Below are 22,381 nucleotides of genomic sequence, written 5' to 3' on the forward strand. Positions count from 1 at the left end.
GGCCCGTGCGGGCCGCCCCCCTCGTCATGCGCCGCCGGACTCAGACGCCGTCGACGAGGCTCCTGGGCCGCAGGTCGGTCCAGTGGGTCTCGATGTGGTCCAGGCACTCCTGGCGGGCGGCCGGGCCGTGCGCCACGGTCCAGCCGGCCGGGACGTCCACGAAGTCCGGCCACAGGCTGTACTGGCCCTCGTCGTTGACGAGGACGGAGTAGACGCCGTCGGGGTTCTCGAACGGGTTGCTCATGTCGCGGTCCCTGTCTTTCTGGTCTGATCCGTTGCCGTCGTGGTCGTGGTTGTTGGGGTCATGGTCGTCGGGGTCGGGGTGGTCGTGGCTAGGGGCGGGACTCGGACGCCCGCCGTACCAGCGCCTCCAGTGCCCGGAACCAGGTCCGCGCCAGGTCCCGTACGGCGTCCTCGGTGAGGAGTTCGGCCGCGTACGCCCAGTGGGCGCTCAGTTCCGGCCCCTCGGGACGGTCCTCGGTGAGGGCGTTGAGGGTGAGGGCGTGGGACATCGGCATGCCGGGGTCCGCGTCGAGGTCGGCGGCGTCCTCCTCGGGGGCGTAGGACCAGTCGACGGCCTCCGGGTACCCGAAGCGGCCCATGTAGTTGAACTCGATCTGCGGCTCCCCGAGCCGGGCGAGCCCGGGGCCGGTCCTGGGGTTGAGCCGGCGCAGCAGGCCGTGTCCGATCCCGGAGGCGGGCAGCGCCGCGAGGTGGGCGCGGATCCGGGCCAGGGCCTCGTCCAGGGCGGGGCCGCCGGTGAAGGCATCCGCGAGGTCGGCCTCGCCCGGGTCCAGTCGTACGGGCACGACGCTGGTGAACCAGCCGACCGTGCGGGACAGGTCGGCGCCGCCCGCGAGTTCCTCCTCGCGGCCGTGGCCCTCCAGGTCGACCAGGACGGGTCCGCCCGGTCCCCGCGCGCCCGGGGTCCGGGCCCGCCAGTCGGCGACCGCGAGGGCGAACGCGGTGAGCAGGACGTCGTTGACGGTGGCGCCGAAGGCGGCCGGGACCCGGCTCAGCAGGGGCCCGGTCAGGTCGGCGGGCAGGGTCAGGGAGAGATGGCGGGTGGTGGCGACCGTGTCCCGGGCCGGGTCCAGCGGGCGGGCCAGCGGGAGGTCGGCGCCCTCGGCGAGGGCGGAGGTCCACCAGGGCAGCTCGTCCTCGGTCGCCGGATCGCCGGCCCGGGCCCCGAGCAGCCGTGACCAGCGGACGAACGACAGCTCCACGGGCGCCGGTTCGGCGGGGCGGCCGGCGCGGACGGCGGCCCAGGCGGTGGCGAGGTCGGGCAGCAGGACCCGCCAGGAGACGCCGTCGATCACCAGATGGTGGACGAGGATCAGCAGCCGGCCGGGGTGTCCCGGCCCGGCGTCGAACCAGACCGCCCGCACCATCGCCCCGCCCTCCGGGTCCAGCCCGGCCCGTGCCGTCCCGGCGTGCGCGGAGATGGCGGCGCGCAGTGCGGCCTCGTCCGCGCCACGCACGTCGGCCCGGGTGAGCCAGGTGCCGACGTCGGTCTCCCGCGCCGGCGGAACGCGCAGGGTCCACTCCGGGTCGCGGACGAGCCGGGCGCGGAGCATGTCGTGCCGGGCGGCGAGTGCCGTGAGCACGGTCAGCAGCCCGGGTGCGGTCAGGTCGGCCGGGGTGCGGACCAGGGCCGCCTGGTGGTAGGCGGCGATGGGGCCGCCGCGTTCGAGCAGGGCGCGCATGATCGGGGTGAGCGGGACGGTGCCGGTGCCGTCGTCGTGGGCGGCGTGCCGTTCGTCGGCGCCGAGCGGGACGGCCACGGCGGCGAGCGCGGCGACGGTGCGGTGCCGGAAGACCTGACGGGGGGTGACCCGCAGGCCGCCGGCCCGGGCCCGGGCGACGAGTCGCATGGCGACGATGCTGTCGCCGCCGAAGGCGAAGAAGTCGTCGTCCGTGCCGACCGCCTCGGCGGGCAGCCCGAGGGCCTCCGCGAACAGGTCGCGCAGGGTGCGCTCGGCGTCGCTCACGGGGGCCCGGCCGCCGCCCGCGGCGGTGAAGTCCGGGGCGGGCAGGGCGGCCCGGTCGAGCTTGCCGTTGGAGAGCAGCGGCAGCCCGTCCAGGACGACCACGGCGGCCGGGACCATGTAGTCGGGCAGCGCGGCGGCGGCGTGGGCGCGCAGGGCGGCCGGGTCCTCCGTACCGTCCGGGACGACGGCGTACGCGATGAGCTGCCGTACGCCCGGCCGGTGTTCGCGGGCCACGACGACAGTCTGCGCGACGGCCGGGTGGGCGTCCAACGCGGCCTCGATCTCGGCGAGTTCGACCCGGTAGCCGCGGATCTTGACCTGGTCGTCGGTGCGGCCGGCGAATTCCAGCAGGCCGCCCTCGGTCCAGCGGGCCAGGTCACCGGTGCGGTACATGCGCTCCCCGGGGGGACCGAACGGGTCGGCCACGAAGCGCTCGGCGGTCAGGTCCGGCCGGCCGAGGTAGCCGCGGGCCAGACCCGGTCCCGACAGGTACAGCTCGCCGGTGACGCCGGGCGGGACCGGGCGCAGCGCGGTGTCCAGCACATAGGCGCGGGAGTGGTGGACGGGGCGTCCGACGACCGGGCTCGCGCTGTCGCGGACCCGGCCGACGAGGGCGTCGACGGTGGCCTCGGTGGGGCCGTACAGGTTGACCGCCTCGGTGTCCGGCAGCGCGGCCAGCCGTGCCCACAGCGACGGGGGTACGGCCTCGCCGCCGAAGCCGACCACGGAGAGCGGGCAGTCGCCCTCGGGGGTGATCAGCCCGCTGTCGGCCATCTGGGCCAGCAGCGACGGGGTGACCTCGATGAAGTCGATGCCCCGGTCCCGGACGAAGGCGGTGAGCAGTTCGGGGTCACGGCGGGTCTCGTCGTCCGCGATGTGCAGGGCGTGTCCGTCCAGCAGCCACAGCTGCGGCTGCCAGGAGGCGTCGAAGGAGAAGGACCAGGCGTGCCCGACGCGCAGGTGCCGGCGTCCGGTGCGGCGCCGGGCGACTTCGTGCAGGTCGTGGCGGTGGCTGTGAAAGAGGTTGGCGATACCGCGCTGGGTGACGACGACACCCTTGGGGCGGCCCGTCGAGCCGGAGGTGTAGATGACGTAGGCGGGGTGGTCGGGAGCGGGAGGGGTGGGATCCGCCTGCGGCAGGCCGTCGGCCGGGCCGTCGAGGAGCAGCAGCGGGATCTCGGTGGCGGGCAGCGCGCGGGCGGTCTCCTCGGTGGCCAGGACCAGGACCGGGCGGGCGTCGTCGAGCATGCCGGCGAGCCGGGATCCGGGCAGGTCGGGGTCGAGGGGCAGATAGGCGGCGCCCGCCTTCATCACGGCGAGGATCGCGGCGATGTGGTCGGCGGTGCGGGGCAGGGCGAGGGCCACGATCCGCTCGGGGCCGGCGCCCTGTCCGGCGAGGGTTCGCGCCAACCGGTCGGTGCGGGCGTCGAGTTCGGCGAACGTCCAGGTCACCGAGGTGTCGGTGACGGCGACCTCGTCCGGTGCGGCGGCGGCCCGGGCGGCGAACAGCGCGGGCACGGTGCCCGGCCTCTCGTCCGCCGGTGCGGGCAGCGCGGTGTCGTTCCAGGTGCGCAGGACGGTGTGCCGGTCGGCGGGGTCCAGCAGGTCGAGCCGTCCGACCGGGCGATCGGGGTCGGCCGCCATGCCGGTCAGCAGGGCGGTCAGGGCGGAGGTGATCCGCCGTACGGTGGCCAGGGGGAACAGCTCGGGGCGGAACTCGGCGGTCAGCCGCAGCCGTTCGGCGGGCTCGACGGCCCACGCGAACGGATAGTGGGTGGAGTCCTCGTGGTCGCGGACCGTGACGCGCGGCCCGGCGCCTCCCCCGTCCGCCTCGGTCACCGGGTACGACTCGAACACCACCAGGGTGTCGAAGAGTTCGCCGAGTCCGGCGGCCCGCTGGATGTCGGCGAGGCCGAGGTGCTGATGGGCGATGAGCCGGGACTGCTCGTCCTGGAGCCGGGCCAGCAGCTCGGCCGTGCTCTCCCGCGGACGGACCCGCACCCGGACGGGGACGGTGTTGATGAACAGGCCGATCATCGACTCGGCCCCGGCCAGCTCGGGTGAGCGGCCTGCGACGGTCGCGCCGAACACCACGTCCTCCCGTCCGGTGAGCCGGCCGAGGAGGACACCCCAGGCGGCCTGGACGAGGGTGTTGAGGGTGACCCCCCGGCGCCGGGCGAACGCCTCCAGCTGCGCCGTGCGGACGGCGTCCAGTGCGACGGTGTGGGTGTGCGGCACGGCGGCGGCGCGGTCGGCGTCGACGGGCGCGAGCCGGGTGGGTTCGGCGAGACCGCCGAGGACCTCGGCCCACGCGGCGGCCGAGGCGGCCGGGTCCTGGGCGGCCAGCAGCCGCAGATACTCGCGGTACGGGGCCGGCGCGGCCGGGGTGCGGCCCTCGTAGCGCGCCCACAGTTCGGCGGTGAGCAGCGGCAGCGACCAGCCGTCCAGCAGGAGGTGCTGGTGCGAGAGCACGAGCCGGTGCCGGTCCGGGCCGAGCCGGGCCAGCAGCAGCCTGAGCAGCGGCGGGCGTTCGGGGTCGAAGCGGCGCCGCTCCTGACCGAGCAGCCGGGTCCACGCGTCCGGGTCATCGGTCCGGCCGGCGTCCGGGGCGGCGTCCGGGCCGGCGAGGTCGAGCTGCCGCCAGGGCAGTACGGCGGTGCGCGGTACGACGGCGACGGGCCGTCCGGAGGACAGGTGCCGGAAGCCGCTGCGCAGGTTCTCGTGCGCGTCGAGCACCGCCTGTCCGGCGGCCCGCAGCCGGTCGGGGTCCAGCGGTCCCTCCAGGTCGTAGGAGAGCTGGACGGTGTACACGTCGGGGCCCTCCTCGCCGGAGTCGAGGGCGGCGTGGAAGAGCAGGCCGGCCTGGAGCGGGGAGACGGGCAGGACCTCGGTTCCGGCGGGCAGGGCGGCGAGTTCGGCGCGCTCCTCGTCGGTGAGGTCGGGCAGGAGGGCGGTGTCGCCGAGGTCCCCGTCGACGGGTGCGGGTCCGGTGGTGGCGGCCACGCCGGCCAGTCCCGCGACGGACTTGTGCCGGAACACGTCACGGGGGCTGAACGCGAGCCCGGCGGCGCGGGCCCGGGCGACCAGCTGCATGGCGACGATGCTGTCGCCGCCGAGGGAGAAGAAGTCGTCCTCGACACCGACCCGTTCGAGGCCGAGGACGTCCGCGACGAGCGCGCCGAGGGTCTCCTCCAGCGGCGTGCGCGGCCGGGTGCCGGTCACCTCGGCGGCGAAGTCGGGGGCGGGCAGCGCCCTGCGGTCCAGCTTGCCGTTGGTGGTGAGCGGGAGGGCGTCGAGGGTGACGACGGCGGCCGGGACCATGGGGGCGGGCAGCGCGGTGGCGGCGTGGGCGCGCAGCGCCGTCGCGTCCACCGGCGTGCCGTCCCCGGCCGGGACGACGTACGCGACGAGGCGGGCGTCGCGCAGGACGACGGTGGCGTGGCCGACGGACGGGTGCGCCGCGAGGACGGTCTCGATCTCGCCGAGCTCGATCCGGAAGCCGCGCAGCTTGATCTGGTCGTCGGCGCGGCCGAGGTACTCCAGCGTGCCGTCCCGGGTCCAGCGGGCCAGGTCCCCGGTGCGGTACATACGGGCGCCGGGCCCGTCGGCGTGGGGGTCGGCGACGAACCGCTCGGCGGTCAGGCCGGGGCGGCCCAGGTAGCCGCGGGCCAACTGGACGCCCGCCAGGTACAGTTCGCCGGCCACGCCGGGCGGTACCGGGCGCAGTGCGGCGTCCAGGACGTAGGTGCGGGTGTTCCACACCGGGCGGCCGATCGGCACGGCGGCCGGGTCGGCGGGCACCTCGTGGGCGGTGACGTCGACGGACGCCTCCGTCGGGCCGTACAGGTTGTGCAGGCGGCTGCCCGGCAGGGTCCGGTGGAAGCGGGCGGCCAGCGGGGCGGGCAGTGCCTCGCCGCTGCACATCACCTGGCGCAGTGCGGTGCACCCGGCCGCGGTCGGTTCGTCGAGGAAGGCACGCAGCATCGACGGTACGAAGTGGGCGGTGGTGATGTGCTGCCGCTGGATCAGGCCGGCGAGGTAGGCCGGGTCCCGGTGGCCCTCCGGGCGGGCCACGACCAGGGTGGCGCCGGTGACGAGCGGCCAGAAGAACTCCCACACCGACACGTCGAACCCGGCCGGGGTCTTCTGCAGGACCCGGTCGCCGGAGCCGAGACGGTAGGTGTCCTGCATCCACAGGAGCCGGTTGGCGATGCCCTCGTGGGGCACCGTCACGCCCTTGGGGCGGCCGGTGGAGCCGGAGGTGTAGATGACGTAGGCGGGGTGGCGGGGGTCGTGGGCGGTGGGCAGGGGCGCGTGCGCCGGGCGGTCGGGTGCTCCGTCGGCATCCACCGTGAGGGTGGGCGCTTCGGTGTCCGGGAGATTGACCCCGTCGGCGGTGACCAGGCAGACCGGGCGGGCGTCGGTGAGCGTGTACGCGAGCCGCTCGGCCGGGTAGCCGGTGTCGAGGGGCAGGTAGGCGGCGCCCGCGCGGTGGACCGCGAGCAGCGCCACCACGAGGGCGAGGGAGCGCGGCAGGGCGACGGCCACGGTGGCCTCGGCGCGTGCCCCGTGCGCGGCGAGGCTGTGGGCGAGACGCTCCACCCGCAGGTCGAGTTCGGCATAGGTGAGGGCGGTGTCCTCGAAGACGACCGCGGTGGCCTCGGGGGTGCGGGCGGCCTGCGCGCGGAACAGCTCCGGCAGGGTGAGGGCGGGTACGGGCCGCGCGGTGTCGTTCCACTCGGTGAGGACGAGGGCGCGTTCGTCGTCGCGCAGCACGTCGAGGCTGCCGACGCGGCGGCCGGGGTCGGCGGCGACCTGCTCCAGCAGCGCGTCGAGCCGCGCGGCGAGGAGTTCGGCGGTCGGCTCGTCGAAGAGGTCGGCGCTGTACTCGATCCAGCACCTCAGCCCTTCCTCGCCCTGCTCGACGAAGTCGAAGCTGAGGTCGAACTTGGCGCCCTGCTGGCCGAGCGGTTCGCGGTGCGCGGTCAGACCGGGCAGGGCGGGGGTGGCGCCGGCGTTCTCGAGGTGCACGACCATCACCTGGAACAGCGGGTGCCGGGCCAGGGAGCGGGCCGGGTTGAGGGCCTCCACCAGGCGTTCGAAGGGCAGGTCCTGGTGCTCGTAGGCGGCGAGGTCGGTCTCCCGGACGCGGGCGAGCAACTCGGTGAAGGTGGGGTCACCGGACAGGTCGGTACGCAGGACCAGGGTGTTCACGAAGAAACCGACCAGGTCTTCGAGGCGTTCGTCGGAGCGTCCCGAGACCGGTGCGCCCAGCGGGATGTCCGCTCCGGCGCCGAGCCGGTGCAGCAGGGTGGCGACGGCCGCCTGGGCGACCATGAACATGCTGACGCCATGGCGGCGGGCCAGCGTGCGCAGGGCCCGGGTCCGTCCGGCGTCGACGGTCAGCCCGACGGCGCCACCGCGGTGGCTGCTCTCCCGCGGCCGGGGCCGGTCGGCGGGCAGCGCGAGTTCCTCCGGCAGGCCCGCGAGGGCGCCCTGCCAGTAGGCGAGCTGGCGGGACTGGCGGCTGTCCGGCGCGTCGGCGTCGCCGAGTGCCTCGCGGTGCCAGAGGGCGTAGTCGGCGTACTGCACCGGCAGGGGCGCCCACGCGGGCCGGTGTCCCGCCCGGCGGGCCTCGTAGGCGAGGGCCAGGTCACGCCACAGGGGGCCGTCGGACCACTGGTCGCCGGCGATGTGGTGCAACACCAGCAGCAGGACGTGTTCGTCCGGGTTCAGGTCGAACACGTGGGCGCGCAGCGGGAGTTCGCGGTCGAGCTCGAAGCCGCGCGCGGCGGCCTCGGCGAGCCGGCCGGGCAGTTCGCGCTCGGTGACCCGGCCGTGCCGGACGGGGACCGTGCCGCGGGACGGGTCGAGCACGACCTGGCGGGCCCGGCCGTCGTCCTCGGGGAAGACGGTGCGCAGGCTCTCGTGGCGTGCCGCGACGTCGTTCAGCGCGGCGGCCAGCGCGTCCGGGTCGAGGGCGCCGGTCAGCCGCCAGGCGGCCGGGATGTTGTACGTGGCGCCCGGCCCCTCGATGCGGTGCAGCAGCCAGAGCCGCTGCTGGGCGAAGGACAGCGGGAGTTCCCCGGGCCGGTCCGCGGGGACGAGGGCGGGCAGGCCGCCGGCCCGGTCGTCGAGCCGCGCGGCGAGCAGCGCGGGGGTGGGTGCCTCGAAGACGGTGCGCACGGTCAGGTCCGCTCCGAGGACCGTGCGGACGCGGCTGACCAGTCGCATGGCGAGCAGGGAGTGTCCGCCGAGGGTGAAGAAGTCGTCGTCGGCGCCGACCCGGTCGAGGCCGAGGACGTCGGCGAAGAGTCCGCCGAGGATCTCCTCGCGCGGGCCGCGCGGCGGGGCGCCCGCCGCACCCGCGGAGGTGAGGTCGGGTGCGGGCAGCGCCCGGCGGTCCAGCTTGCCGTTGGGGGTGAGGGGCAGCGCGGGGAGCGGGGCGAAGGCCGCGGGCACCATGTGCGCGGGCAGCGCGGCGGCCGTGTGGGCGCGCAACGCCGCCGCGTCCACCGGTCCGGCGTCCCGGTCCGGCACCACGTAGGCCACCAGCCGCTGGTCACGGACCACGACGACGGCGTGGGCGACGGCCGGGTGCCGGGTCAGGGCTCCCTCGATCTCGCCGGGTTCGACACGGAAGCCGCGCACCTTCACCTGGTCGTCGGTGCGGCCGAGGTACGCGACCGTCCCGTCGGCCGTCCACCGGGCCAGGTCGCCCGTGCGGTACATGCGGGTTCCCGGTGCCCCGTACGGGTCGGCGACGAACCGCTCGGCGGTGAGCGCGGCCCGGTCGAGGTAGCCGCGGGCGAGCTGGACGCCCGCGAGGTACAGCTCGCCGGGGACGCCGGGGGGCACCGGGCGCAGCCCGGCGTCGAGGACGTACACCCGGGTGTTCCACACCGGGCGGCCGATCGGCACGCTCTGCGCGTCCGGTCCGATCTCGACGGCCGTCACGTCGACCGACGCCTCGGTCGGCCCGTAGAGGTTGTGCAGTTCGGCGGTCAGGACCTCGTGGCAGCGGTGGGCCAGGCCGACGGGCAGGGCCTCGCCGCTGCACATCACCCGGCGCAGGCCGGTGCACCGCGCGGCGGTGGGCTCCTCCAGGAACAGCTGGAGCATGGAGGGCACGAAGTGGACGGTGGTGACATCCTGTTCGCGGATCAGCCGGGCCAGGTAGGCCGGGTCACGGTGTCCCTCGGGCCGGGCGAGCACCAGGGCGGCGCCGGTGATCAGGGGCCAGAAGAACTCCCACACCGACACGTCGAAGCTGGAGGGCGTCTTCTGCAGGACCCGGTCGGCGGCCGTCAGACCGTAGGTGTGCTGCATCCACAGCAGCCGGTTGACGATGCCCTCGTGCGGGACGACGACTCCCTTGGGGCGGCCGGTGGAGCCGGAGGTGTAGATCACGTAGGCGGGGTGCGCCGGATCGTGGGACGCGGGCAGGTCCTTCTCGGGCCCGGTCGGCAGGCCGTCGCGGATCACGCACACCGAACGGGCGTCCTCGACCATCAGCGCGAGGCGTTCCTCCGGGTAGTCCGGGTCGAGCGGGAGATAGGCGGCTCCGGCGCGGTGGACGGCGAGCAGGGCGACGACCAGTTCGGGCGAGCGCGGGAGCGCGACGGCCACGGTCCGCTCGGGGCCCGCGCCCAGCCCGGCCAGTACCCGTGCGGTCCGCTCCACCCGGGCGTCCAGCTCCGCGTACGTCAGCCGCTCGCCCTCGAAGACGAGTGCCGTGGCCTGCGGGGTGCGCGCCGCCTGGGCGGAGAAGAGGCCGGGCAGGGTGGCGGACGGGACGGGGTGCGCGGTGGCGTTCCACTCCTCCAGCACCAGCGCCCGTTCGGTGTCCGCCAGGAGCCGGAGGTCGCGCACCGGGCGGTCCGGTTCGGCCGCGGCGTGTTCCAGCAGCCGGGCCGTACGGCCGGCGAGCCGCTCGGCCGTCCCGTGGTCGAAGAGGTCGGCCGCGTACTCCAGGAACAGCACGACACGGTCGCGGCGGGTCTCGTCGACGAAGGTGAAGTGGAGGTCGAACTTGGCCATGCCGGTGTCCATGTCGAACCATTCGGTCCGCAGGCCCAGCACGTCCGGGTCGCCGTCGGGGCGGTGGTGGTAGCCCAGCATGACCTGGAAGAGGGGGTTGCGGCCCGCCACCCGGGGCGGGTTGAGGGCCTCAACGACCCGGTCGAAGGGCAGGTCCTGGTACTCGAAGGCCTTCAGGGACGACTCCCGCACCCGGGCCAGCAGCCGCCGGAACGTGAGGTCCTCGCCGGACAGGTCGGTGCGCAGGACCAGGGTGTTGACGAAGAAGCCGACCAGTTCGCCGAGCGCCTCGTCGGTGCGGCCCGCGATGGGCGCGCCGAGCGGGATGTCGTCCCCCGCGCCGAGCCGGTGCAGCAGCGCCGCGGTGGCGGCCTGGAACACCATGAACATGCTGGTCCCGGTGGCTCCGGAGAGCTCACGCAGGGCGTGGCCGGTGGCGGTGGGCAGCTCCAGGCGGACCTTGCCGCCGCGCCCGGTCGGCTCGGCCGGACGCGGCCGGTCCGCGGGCAGGGCGAGCTCGTCGGGCAGGCCGCGCAGGGCGTCCGCCCAGTGGGCGAGATGGCTCTCGCCGGTCCGGGCGAGCAGGTCGTCCTGCCAGAGGGTGTAGTCGGCGTACTGCACCGGCAGCGGCGCCCAGACGGGCGGCCGTCCCTCGCGGCGGGCCGCGTAGGCGGTGCCGAGGTCGGCGAGGAAGGGGCGGTCGGACCACTCGTCGGTGGCGATGTGGTGCAGGACGACGGCCACCACATGCTCGTCCGGGCCCAGCCGGAACACCTCGCAGCGCAGCGGGAGTTCGGTCGCAAGGTCGAAGGCGCGGCGTTGGGCCGCCTCGATCCTCGCGGGCAGCGCGTCCTCGGCGCAGTCGGTCACCGTACAGCCGGGGAACGCCTCGTCGGCGGGGACGATCCGCTGGTACGGCTCGCCCCCGTGCACGGGGAACACCGTCCGCAGCGCCTCGTGGCGGCCGGCGACGTCCCGCAGGGCGGCGGCCAGGGCCTCGGTGTCGAGCGCCCCGTGCAGCCGGAAGACCAGCGGGAAGTGGTAGGCGACGCCGCTTCCGGTGATCTGCTCGACCAGCAGCAGCCGGCGCTGGGCGGCCGACAGCGGAATGCGGGCGGGCCGGTCCGTGACAGGGGCGACGGCCGGCCGGGCCGGGCTCGCCCCGTCGGCGCGGCCCGCGAGCAGCGCCGGGGTGGGCGCCTCGAAGAGGTCACGGATGGCGAGTTCGGCGCCGAGTTCGGTGCGGGCGCGGCTGACCAGCCGGGTGGCGAGCAGCGAGTGTCCGCCCAGGTCGAAGAAGTTGTCCTCGGCGCCGACCTCGGGCAGCCCCAGCACCTCGGCGAACAGCCGGCACAGCACCTCCTCCCCCGGGGTGCGCGGGCCGCGTCCGCCACCGAGGGCGACGGCGGGCTCGGCGTCGGGCAGGGCGCGCACGTCGAGCTTGCCGTTGGCGTTCATGGGCAGGCCGTCGACGGTGACGAAGGCGGCCGGGACCATGTAGTCGGGCAGTTCGCGGCCCAGGTCCTCGCGCAGCCGGCGCACCAGGGCGCTCGCCTCGCGGGCGGCGGTGGGGTCGTTGGCGTGGGGGTGGGTGCCGCCTTCGGCGCGGAACAGGCCGCCGGTGAGGCGTGGTTCGGCGGTGGCGGTCGCCAGGAACACCGCGTCGAACGTTCCGGTCCGCTCCGACCAGGTGGTCAGCACCCGGTATCCGGCGGCCGCGCCGAGTTCGCACAGGTGCTCCGGGTCGACGCCCGCTTCGCGGGTGCGGCCGTCGGGCACGCCGGTCAGCCGCAGGCCCGCGGGCCGTTCGCCGCGCGGGTGCCGGCCGGTGCCCCCGGTCGCGGACCGGTTGCCGCCCAGCAGTGCGCCGATGCTCTCGGCCCCTGACCAGTCCCCGCGCACGAGTTCGCCGACGGTGTCGGCCGTGGCCCAGTCGACCACCGGCACACCGTCCAGCCGTACGTCCGGCTCGCCGGCGTACAGGACGACGTCGTAGCGGTGCCGGGTCAGCTCGTTGTGGTGGTGGCCGCGCTTGGTCCGCAGGTCGACCCCGTAGCCGAGGGTGGTGAAGAACCCCGGGTCGACGAGGAGTTCCTTCTCCAGCCGCAGGCCGCGCTCCACCGCCGCCTCCAGGTCGGCCTCGGCGGTGCCGCGGGCGCGCTGGATCTCGGTGTGGAAGGTGCGGGCCAGCCGCAGGTTGCGGACGTCTCCGACGAACAGGGCGCCGCCGGGCGCGAGCAGGTCCATGGCGCCGCGCAGTACGGCGGTGAGGTGGTCGATGCTCGGGAAGTACTGGATGACCGAGTTGATGACGACCGTGTCGAAGTAGCCGGTGGGCAGACCGCTCAGGTCCTCGGCCGGCCGGCAGCGCAGTTCGACCTTGGCGGCGAGGGCCGGGTCGCGCCGTACCTCCTCTCCGATCTTGCGGATGACGGGGGCGGCGAAGTCGGTCGCCCAGTAGGCCTCCACGTCCGGGGCGAGCCGGGACAGCAGCAGGCCCGAGCCCACGCCGATCTCCAGGACGCGGCGGGGCCGCAGCGCGCCGATGCGGGCGAGGGTGGCCTCGCGCCACTCGTGCATCTGCTCGAAGGGGATGGGCTGCCCGTCGTAGGAGCTGTCCCAGCCGTCGTACCGCTCGCTGAAGACGGCGGTGCCGATCTCCTCGTACTCGTCGGAGTAGATCTCCTGCCACTCCCCGACCTGCGCGGCCTCGGCCGCGGAGCGCTCCTCGGAGTCGGCGCCGGAGGGCACTACATAGCCGACGAGGCGTTCGTCGCGGACCACGACGGCGGCCTGGGCGACCAGCGGGTGACGGCTGAGGGCGGTCTCGATCTCGCCGGGTTCGATGCGGTAGCCGCGGATCTTGACCTGGTCGTCGGTGCGGCCGAGGAAGTCGAGGTTGCCGTCGGGGCCCCGGCGTACCAGGTCGCCGGTGCGGTACATGCGCTCGCCGGGCTCCCCGAACGGGTCGGCGACGAAACGTTCCGCGGTCAGCGCGGGCCGGCCGAGGTAGCCGCGGGCCAGGCCGATGCCGGCGATGTACAGCTCACCGGGCACGCCGTCGGGCACCGGGCGCAGCCAGGCGTCGAGGAGGTGGGCGCGGGTGCCCCGGATGGGGCGGCCCACGGTGGGCGTCTCGCTGTCGAGGGTGCCGCCGCCGAGGGTGTTGATGGTGTACTCGGTCGGCCCGTACAGGTTGTAGCCGTAGGTCCCCTCGGTGTCGCGCAGGGCCGTCCACACCGTCTCCGGGACGGCCTCGCCGCCCAGCAGCACCAGCGGCGGCACATGGCCCGTCAGCAGGCCCTGCTCGATCAGCAGCCGGGCGTAGGTCGGGGTGACGTTGACGACGTCGACGCGGTGCCGCTCGCAGTAGGCGACCAGCGCCTCGGCGTCACGGCGCAACTCCTCGTCGCACACGTGCACTTCGTGGCCCTCGACCAGCCAGAGCAGTTCCTCCCACGACATGTCGAAGGCGAAGGACACGGTGTGCGCGATGCGCAGCCGCCGCCCGCCGGCCGCGGCGATGGCCGGCTCGAAGATCTCCTTCTGGTGGTTGAGCTGCATGTTCGTCAGGCCCCGGTAGGGGGTGATGACGCCCTTGGGGCGGCCGGTGGAGCCGGAGGTGTAGATGACGTAGGCGGGGTGTTCGAGGCTGAAGCGGAGACGGACCGGGGTGTCGGACAGCCCGGCCAGCTCGTTCCCGGTGTCCGGGTCGTCGAGCAGGACTCGGGCCATGTCGCCGTCCAGCGTGGCGGAGACGGCCCGGGTGGTGAGCAGCAGCAGCGGGCGGGCGTCGGCCAGCATCAGGGACAGCCGGTCGGCCGGATGGTCCAGTTCCAGCGGCAGGTAGGCGGCGCCGGTGCGCAGGACCGCGAAGAGCGCGACCACCATGTCCAGGGAGCGCGGCAGGCCGAGGGCGACGACCCGCTCGGGGCCGGCGCCCCGGTCGATCAGCAGCCGGGCCATGCGGTTCACGGCCGCGTCGAGTTCGGCGTAGGTCAGGGTGCGCTCGCCGAAGACGAGGGCCCGCTCGTCCGGGGTGCGTCCGGCCTGCGCGGCCAGCAGGTCGGCGATGGTGTCCTCGGGATCGGGCACCCGGCTCGCCGCCGACTCCCGCCGCAGCGCCTCGTGTTCGGCGGGCAGCAGCGGGTCGAGGGAGCCGACGGGCGCGGTGAGGCCGGCGCTCAGGCGGTCGAGGAGCAGCGCGAACCGGTCGAGGAGGGTGCGCGCCCGGTCGGCCGGGACGAGGTCGGGGCGATGGGTGAGGGTGACGGCGATCTCGCGGCCCGGGGTCACGACGAGGTTGGCCGGGTAGTGGGTGGCGTCGACGTTGGCGACGGCCGTGGCGCCGTGCCGCGTGCGCAGGTCGGCCAGCCGTTCCTCGGTGTCGTTGTTGCGCAGCACGAACAGGGTGTCGAAGAGCTTGCGGTGTCCGGTCTCGGCCTGGAGCACGCCGAGGCCGAGGTGCTCGTACGGCATGAGGTCGAGGCGTTCGCCCTGGATGCGGCGGAGCAGTCCGAGGACCGGTTCGGCGGGGTCGAGGACGATCCGGGTGGGCACCGTGTTGAGGAAGAGCCCGATGATGTCGCCGACGTCCGGGACCTCGCTGGGCCGGCCTGCCACGGTGGTGCCGAACACCACGTCGGGGCGTCCGGTGGCGGAGGCGAGGGTGAGCCCCCAGGCCGCGTTGAGGAGCGTGTTCAGGGTCAGACCGTGGGCGCGGCCCGTCTCCCGCAGTCGGTCGCCGAGCTCGGCGGACAGGCGGATGTCGAGCTGGTCGGGGATGACCGGTTCGAGGCCGTCGGCCGCGGCCGGGGCCAGCAGGGTGGGCTCGTCGAGACCGGCCAGGGCGGCGCGCCAGGCGGCCGTGGCGACCGAGTCGTCCTGCTCCTCCAGCCAGGTCAGATAGTCCCGGTAACTGCCGGGCTCGGGAAGGGCGTTCGCGTCGCCGCCGGTCTCGTAGAGCGCGAACAGCTCGTCGAGGAACAGCCAGGCCGACCAGCCGTCCCAGAGGATCAGATGACGGCCGATGACGAGCCGGTCGCCGCGCTCCGCGCCGAGGCGCAGCAGGAGCAGCCGGAACAGCGGGGGCGCCGAGAGGTCGAACCGCCGGTCGCGCTCCGCGTCCGTCCACTCCCGCAGTTGTACGTCCTGTTCGGCGGCGGGGAGGTGGGAGAGGTCGACCTCTTCGAGCGGGACCTGCGGGTCCCGGACGATGAACTGCACCGGTTGGTCGAGGCCCTCGCTGGTGAAGCCGGCGCGCAGGCCCGGGTTGCGGGCGAGGAGGGTGCGGACGGCGGCGCGCAGCCGTCCGGTGTCGAGCCGGGTGGCGAAGTCGAACGTCTCGTGGACGGTGTAGACGTCCAGGGCGCCCTCGTCGTACGCCGAGTGGAAGAACAGACCCTCCTGGAGAGGGGCCAGCGGCCATATGTCGGCGACGGCGGCCGGGGCGGCCAGGGCACGGACACGGGCGTGTCCGGCGTCGGTGAGGTTGAAGGGGGCGGCGGGGGCCCGGCCGGCGCTCGGGGCCGCCGTCACCGCTCCGGCCGCCGCCGCCAGGGCCGCGGGGGTGCGGTGGGTGAACACGTCGCGGGGGCTCAGGTCGAGGCCTGCCGCCCGGGCCCGGCCGGCCACGCCGATGGAACTGATGCTGTCGCCGCCGAGCCGGAAGAAGTCGTCGTCGGGGCCGGCGTCCTCGATGCCGAGGACGGCCGCGAAGATCTCGGTGAGCCGCCGTTCCAGCGGTCCCGAGGGTTCCCGGCGGGCGGCGCGCTCGGCCTCGGGGGCGGGCAGCGCGGCCTGGTCGAGCTTGCCGCTGGGGGTGAGCGGGAGGTCGGCGAGGACGACGTAGGCCTCCGGGACCAGGGGCGCGGGCAGCGCGTCCGCGAGGGCGGCGCGCAGCTCGGCGGGGCCGACGGCGGCTCCGGCCACCGGGACCGCGTAGGCGACGAGACGCTGGTCGCGGACGACGACCGCGCCCCGGGCTACGGCCGGGTGACGGGTCAGCGCGGCCTCGATCTCGCCGAGTTCGACCCGGTTGCCGCGCAGTTTGACCTGGCGGTCGGTGCGGCCGAGGTAGTCGAGGATGCCGTCGGGCCGGCGGCGCACCAGGTCACCGGTGCGGTACATACGGGCGCCGGGCTCGTCGGCGTACGGGTCGGCGACGAACCGGTCGGCGGTGAGCGCGGGGCGCCGGTGATAGCCGCGGGCCAGCTGGACGCCGGTCAGGTACAGCTCGCCGGGCACCCCGTCGGGGACCGGGCGCAGGCAGGAGTCGAGGACGCGCAGGCCGGTGTTCCACACGGGCCGGCCGATCGGCACGGTGATGTCGGACGCGCCGTCGTAGGCGTGGTGCGTCACGTCGACGGCGGCCTCGGTGGGGCCGTACAGGTTGTGCAGCGGCACCCCGGTCAGGTCGTGCCAGCGGCGGGCCGCGGCTCCGGACAGGGCCTCGCCGCTGCTGAACACCCGGCGCAGACCGCCCGCCCACGTGGGGTCTGCGGTGACCTCGTCGGAGGCGAGGAACGCCTCCAGCATGGACGGCACGAAGTGCATCGTCGTCACGCCCTCGGCCCGGATCAGGCGGGCCAGATGGGCGGGGTCGCGGTGTCCGTCCGGCGCGGCGAGGACGACGGCGGCGCCCTCGCACAGCGCCCAGAAGAACTCCCAGACACTCACGTCGAAACCGGACGGCGTCTTCTGGAGCACCCGGTCGCCGGCGGTGAGGCCGTACTCGCCCTGCATCCAGGCGAGCCGGTTGACGATGGCGCGGTGGGTGACGACGACGCCCTTGGGGCGGCCGGTGGAGCCGGAGGTGTGGATGAGGTAGGCGGGGTCGTCGGGGCGGGCCGGGTCCACGGGGGCGGCGGGCGGGAGGTCGTCCGCCGCCGTGTCCGTGCCGGTCGTGGCGCTCACGTCGCCCGTGCCGCTCACGTCGATCACGTCGATCACGTCGAGGCCCTCGACCGACGGCAGCCGTCCCGCGTCCCGTGCCGTCGTGACGACCGTGGTCGCCCCCGAGTCGGTCAGCGTGTACGCGAGCCGCTCGGCCGGGTGGTCCAGGTCCAGGGGCAGATAGCCGGCTCCCGACTTCAGGACGGCGAGCAGGGCCACCATCAGTTCGGCCGAGCGGGGTACGGCGACCGCGACGAACCGCTCGCGGCCCGCGCCCCGGGCCCGCAGGCGCCCGGCCAACTGCTCCGCGCGCGCGTCCAGTTCGGCGTAGGTGAGGGGGGCCGCGCCGTCCGGGACGACGGCGGTGGCGTCCGGGGTGCGCGCGACCTGCGCGGCGAACGCGGCGGCCAGCGTGGTGGCCGGGACCGGCCGGGACTCCCCCACCGGGTGGGCGCCGGCCAGCTCGCGCGGGGTGAGCAGGTCGAGGTCGGCGACCCGGGCGGCGGGGTCGTCGGCCAGGGCGTGCAGGACGAGGGTGAGCCGGTCGGCGAGGGACTGCGCGGCGTCGGCGTCCAGGCGCCGCGCGTGGTGCTTCAGCCGCAGGTCGAGACGGCGGCCGGGCTTGACGATGAGGGCCAGGGGGTAGTGCACGGCGTCGTGGAAGGCGTGCCCGGCGACGGCGATGGTGCCGCTCGGGTCGGTGATGTCCGCGGCGCCGTCGCCGCCGGGGTAGTTCTCGAACACCACGAGTGTGTCGAAGAGTTCGCCGCCCCCGGTGTGCCCGGCGGCCCGCTGGATGTCCGCGAGGCCGAGGTGCTGGTGGTCGAGGAGCGCGCTCTGCTCCTCCTGGAGCCGCTCCAGCAGCCCGCCGAGGGTGTCGCCCGGGGTCCAGCGCAGCCGGGTGGGCAGCGTGTTGATGAACAGGCCGATCATCGACTCGATGCCGTCGACGGCGGCGTCACGGCCGGCCACGGTGGTACCGAACAGCACGTCCTGACGTCCCGTCATACGGCTGACGAGCAGCCCCCACGCGCCCTGCACGAGCGTGCCGAGGGTCACCCCGCGCTCCCGGGCGCGGGCGGCGAGCCGGGCGGTGACCCGCTCGGACAGCTCCACGCGGATCTGCGCGGGCTCGACGGGTCCGGCGGGCGCCGGGGTCTCGACCAGCCGGGTGGGCTCCTCGACACCGGCGAGGGCGGCGCGCCAGGCGGTTCGGGCGGCCTCGCGGTCGGCGCCGGCGATCCGGCGGAGGTAGCCGCGGTACGGGGCGACTTCGGGCAGGGGCGCCGGGGCGTCGCCGTACAGGGCGAGCAGTTCGCGGTGCAGGACGGGCAGCGACCAGCCGTCCGCGACGATGTGATGGAAGGTCAGGAAAAGTCGGCTGCGCTCGTCCCCGAAGCGGATCAGCGCGCAGCGGACCAGGGGCGGCCGGGCGAGGTCGAAGCGGTGGGCCCGTTCGTCGGCGGCGACCGCCTCGGCGAGGGCGCCCCGGGCCGCGAGGTCGTCCTGCGCGGCCAGGTCCACCTCGCGCCAGGGCAGTTCGAGACCGGTGGCGACGATCTGGACGGGTCGGCCGTCGGGCGTCTGCCGGAAGCAGGCGCGCAGCGGGGCGTGCCGGTCGAGGAGCCGCTGCGCCGCCCGGCGCAGCAGGGCGCCGTCGACCGGTCCGGACAGCTCGACGACCTGCTGGACCACATATGTGTCGTGTTCGGCGCCGTCCATCAGGGCGTGGAAGAAGAAGCCCTCCTGGAGCGGGCCGAGGGGCAGCGTCTCCTCGACGGTGACGGCGGACTCCCCCTGCAGGGAGGCGAGTTCGTCGTCGCTCAGCTGCCAGGAGGCGTCGTCCACGGGGGCGTCCTCGGCGGTGCGGGCGGCGCCGGCCAGCTCCGCGACCGTGCGGTGGCGGAAGACGTCGCGCGGGGTCAGCTCCAGACCGGCCCGGCGGGCCAGGACGAGCAGCTGGACGGCGACGATGCTGTCGCCGCCGAGCGCGAAGAAGTCGTCGTCGACGCCCACCGACGGCACCTTCAGCGCCCGTGCGTACAGCTCGCACAGCAGCCGTTCGCGGTCCGTGCCGGGGGCCCGTCCGGCGCCGGTCCGGGTGAGGTCCGGCACGGGCAGGGCGGCGGCGTCGAGCTTGCCGCTGGGGGTGACGGGCAGCCGGTCCAGCGGGACGAAGGCGGCCGGGACCATGTAGTCGGGGAGGTACGCGGCGGCGTGCCGGCGCAGGGCCGTCATCAGCGCGGTGACGTTGCGGAAGGGCGCCGGACGGTTGGTGAGCGGGTGGCCGCCGCCGGGGCGGTACGGAGCCGCGAGGTCGTCCCCGGCGGGCGCGAACACGGCGTCCAGGCTGCCGTCCTCGGCGTCCCCGTTCCAGGTGAGCGTCGCCGCGTAGCCGTGCCGGGCGGCGTTCTCGTGGAGGGACTCGGGGTCCACTCCGTGCGTCGCGCCGGCCGGTCTGCTGCTGTCCCGCAGGGCGTCGAGAGCGGCCAGGTCGTCGGCGAGCCGGGCGTTGGGGATGCCGGTGACCCGCAGCCGGCCCGGGTGCCCGGCGAGCAGGGTGTCGAGGGCGTGCACCGAACCGAGCGCGGGCCAGGGCGACTCGGGCAGCGCCGCGCCCCCGTCGGCCCGCGGCCGCAGGACCACGTCGTAGCGGTACCGGGTGAGTTCGTTGTGGTGCGTGCCGCGCTTGATCCGGATGTCGGCGGTCAGGCCGTCGAGGGTGGTGAAGTAGTCGGGGTCGACGAGGAGTTCGCCCTCCCAGGCGAGCGCCCGGTCCACGGCGGCGCGCAGGGCCTCCTTGTCCTCGTCTCGCTCGGCCCCCTCGTCCCGGACCCGCCCGCTCTCGACGGCCGCGCTCAGGGTGCGCAGCAGCCGCAGGTTGCGTACGTCGCCGACGAAGAGGGCGCCGCCGGGCGCGAGCAGCGCGGCGGCGGCGCGCAGCACGCCGGTGAGGTAGTCGCCGCCGGGGAAGTACTGGACGACGGAGTTGACGACGATCGTGTCGAAGTGGCCCTCGGGCAGTCCGGTGAGATCGTGCGCGGGCCGGGCCAGCAGGGTGACCCGGTCGGCGAGGCCGGGGACGGCGGACACCTGGGCGTCCAGGGCCCGTACGGCTTCCTCGGACAGGTCGGTGCCCCAGTACGCCTCGCAGTCCGGGGCGAGCCGGGACAGCAGCAGGCCGGAGCCGACGCCGATCTCCAGGACGCGCCGGGGCCGCAGGGCGCGGATCCTCGCGAGGGTCGCCTCCCGCCACTCGCGCAGGTCCGCGAGGGGGATGGGCAGCCCGTCGTACATGCTGTTCCAGCCGGCGAAGTTCTCCTCGAAGGCCTCCGAACCCGCAGCCGAGTACAGCAGTTCGTGCAGGTCCTTCCAGTCGGCGACACCGGCCTCGGCGTCCGCGTCCGGGCCGGCGTCCAGCGAGGGCACGACGTAGGCGGCGAGGCGCCGTTCGCCGGGGCGGTCCTCGCGGACGACGACCGCGGCCTGGTCGACGGCCGGGTGGGAGCGCAGGACGGACTCGATCTCGCCGGGCTCGATGCGGAAGCCGCGGATCTTGACCTGGCTGTCCACGCGGCCGTGGAACTCCAGTCGTCCGTCCGCCTTCCAGCGCACCAGGTCGCCGGTGCGGTAGAGCCGGTCGCCGGGGGCGGCGGCGAGGGCGTCGGGGGCGGCGACGAAGCGTTCGGCGGTCAGGCCGGGGCGGCCCAGGTAGCCGCGGGCGAGGCCGGCGCCGCCGAGATAGAGCTCTCCCGTGACACCGGCGGGGACCGGCCGCAGCCGGTCGTCGAGGACATAGGCGCGGGTGCCGGGGTCGGGCACGCCGATCGGCACGATGGTGCCGGGCGGGGTGTCCGGATCGCACAGGCCCAGCGTGGAGTTGGTGGTGGCCTCGGTCGGGCCGTAGGCGTTGAACATCATCCGGCCGCGCGCGTACCGGCCGACCAGCTCGGGGGACACCCGTTCCGTTCCGGCCAGCAGCGTTGCCCGCGGCGGGAGTCGTACGTCGTCCGGCATGGCGGCGAGCAGGGCGGGCGGCAGGATCATGAAGGTGATGCCGTGCTCGTCCGCGTAGTCGGCGAGCGGCGCGCCGGGAACCCGGCGGTCCGCGGGCACGACGACCAGCCGGCCGCCGGACAGCAGTCCGAGGCACAGGTCCCAGAACGCCACGTCGAAGCTGGGCGAGGCGAACTGGAGGACCCGGCTGTGCGGGCCGATCCCGAAGCGCTCCCGCTGCGTGGCGACCAGCCCCGCCACGCCGGCGTGCGAGAGCACCGTGCCCTTGGGACGGCCGGTGGAGCCGGAGGTGTAGATCACGTAGGCCGCGTGCGCGGCCGTCAACCCGTCGACGGCCGGCGGACCTTGCGCGGGACGGCCGGCCAGCTCGGCGATCGTGTCCGGGGCGTCGAGAACCAGCGTTTCGATGTCCGGGGGGAGGTCGGGCACGATCTCGGCGGTGGTGACGAGGCAGACCGGCCGGGCGTCGGCGAGCATGTAGGCGATGCGGTCGGCCGGGTAGTCGGTGTCGACGGGCAGATAGGCCGCGCCCGCCTTCAGGACGGCGACCTCCGCGACGATCATGTCGGCCGAGCGCGGTACGGCGAGGGCGACCACGGTCTCCGGACCGGCGCCCCGGGCCACCAGGGCGTGCGCCAGCCGGGCCGCGCGCGCGTCGAGTTCGGCGTAGGTGAGGCGGACGTCCTCGTGGACGAGGGCCACCTCGTCGGGGCGGGCGGCGACCTGGTCGGCGAACATCCGCGGCCAGGTGAGCGCGGGTACGTCGTGCGCGGTGTCGTTCCAGTCGTGCAGGATCCGGTGCCGTTCCCCGTCGTCGAGGAGTTCCAGGTCGGCGACCGGGGTGGCCGGGCGGGCGAGGGCGTCGGCGAGGAGGGTGCGGTAGTGGCCGAGGATCCGGTCGACGGTGGCGGGTTCGAAGAGGTCCGTCCGGTAGTCCGCCGACACCTCCCCGTCGGCCACGGTCAGGGCCAGGTCCAGCGGGCCGCCCTCGTCCCAGGGCGCGTCGCCGAAGCCCGTGGCGCACAACAGGCCGCCACCGCGAAAGGGTTCGGGGGCGAGGAGGGCCAGCAGGTCGGCGGTCGGCAGGCGGTGGGCCGCGGCCTCGGTGAGCGCCGCCCCGACCCGTGCGCGCAGTTCGGCGAACGGGGTGTCGCCGTCGGCCGCCACGCGCAGCGGCAGCCCTTCGTGCGCCACCGCCGTCCCGGTCGCGGCACCGCCGTAGCGGTGCAGCAGGGCCACGAGGGCGGCGAGTCCGGTCGCCCGGTCGGCGGCCGGCGCCGGCGCGGCGGCGCGCCGGGCGCGCGGTGCCGTCCCCTCCTGGCGGGGCGGGTGCGGAAAGTCCAGCGGCAGTGCGGGCTGCGGTACGGGGGCGGCGAACCGCAGCCGCCAGTAGTCCGTCGCCGTCGCCTGTGCAGAAGAACGCGTGTTGCCCGACACAG

At 75.3% G+C, this 22,381-nt stretch carries 2 protein-coding genes; both read right to left on the bottom strand.

Features of this window, described 5'->3' with window-relative positions; genetic code table 11:
- Positions 1–40 precede the first annotated feature (40 nt).
- Complete coding sequence (locus ACFVYS_RS10635) at positions 41–244, bottom strand: MbtH family protein (RefSeq protein WP_389500769.1); 204 nt, start codon at positions 242–244, stop codon at positions 41–43.
- A gap of 88 nt (positions 245–332) precedes the next feature.
- Entirely contained in the window at positions 333–22,379 is a 22,047-nt protein-coding gene (locus tag ACFVYS_RS10640; RefSeq protein WP_389500771.1) for a non-ribosomal peptide synthase/polyketide synthase, read from the bottom strand.
- Between the last annotated feature and the right edge of the window lie 2 nt (positions 22,380–22,381).

This window comes from Streptomyces sp. NPDC058295 (assembly GCF_042880655.1).
Classification (GTDB): Bacteria; Actinomycetota; Actinomycetes; order Streptomycetales; family Streptomycetaceae; genus Streptomyces; species Streptomyces coriariae.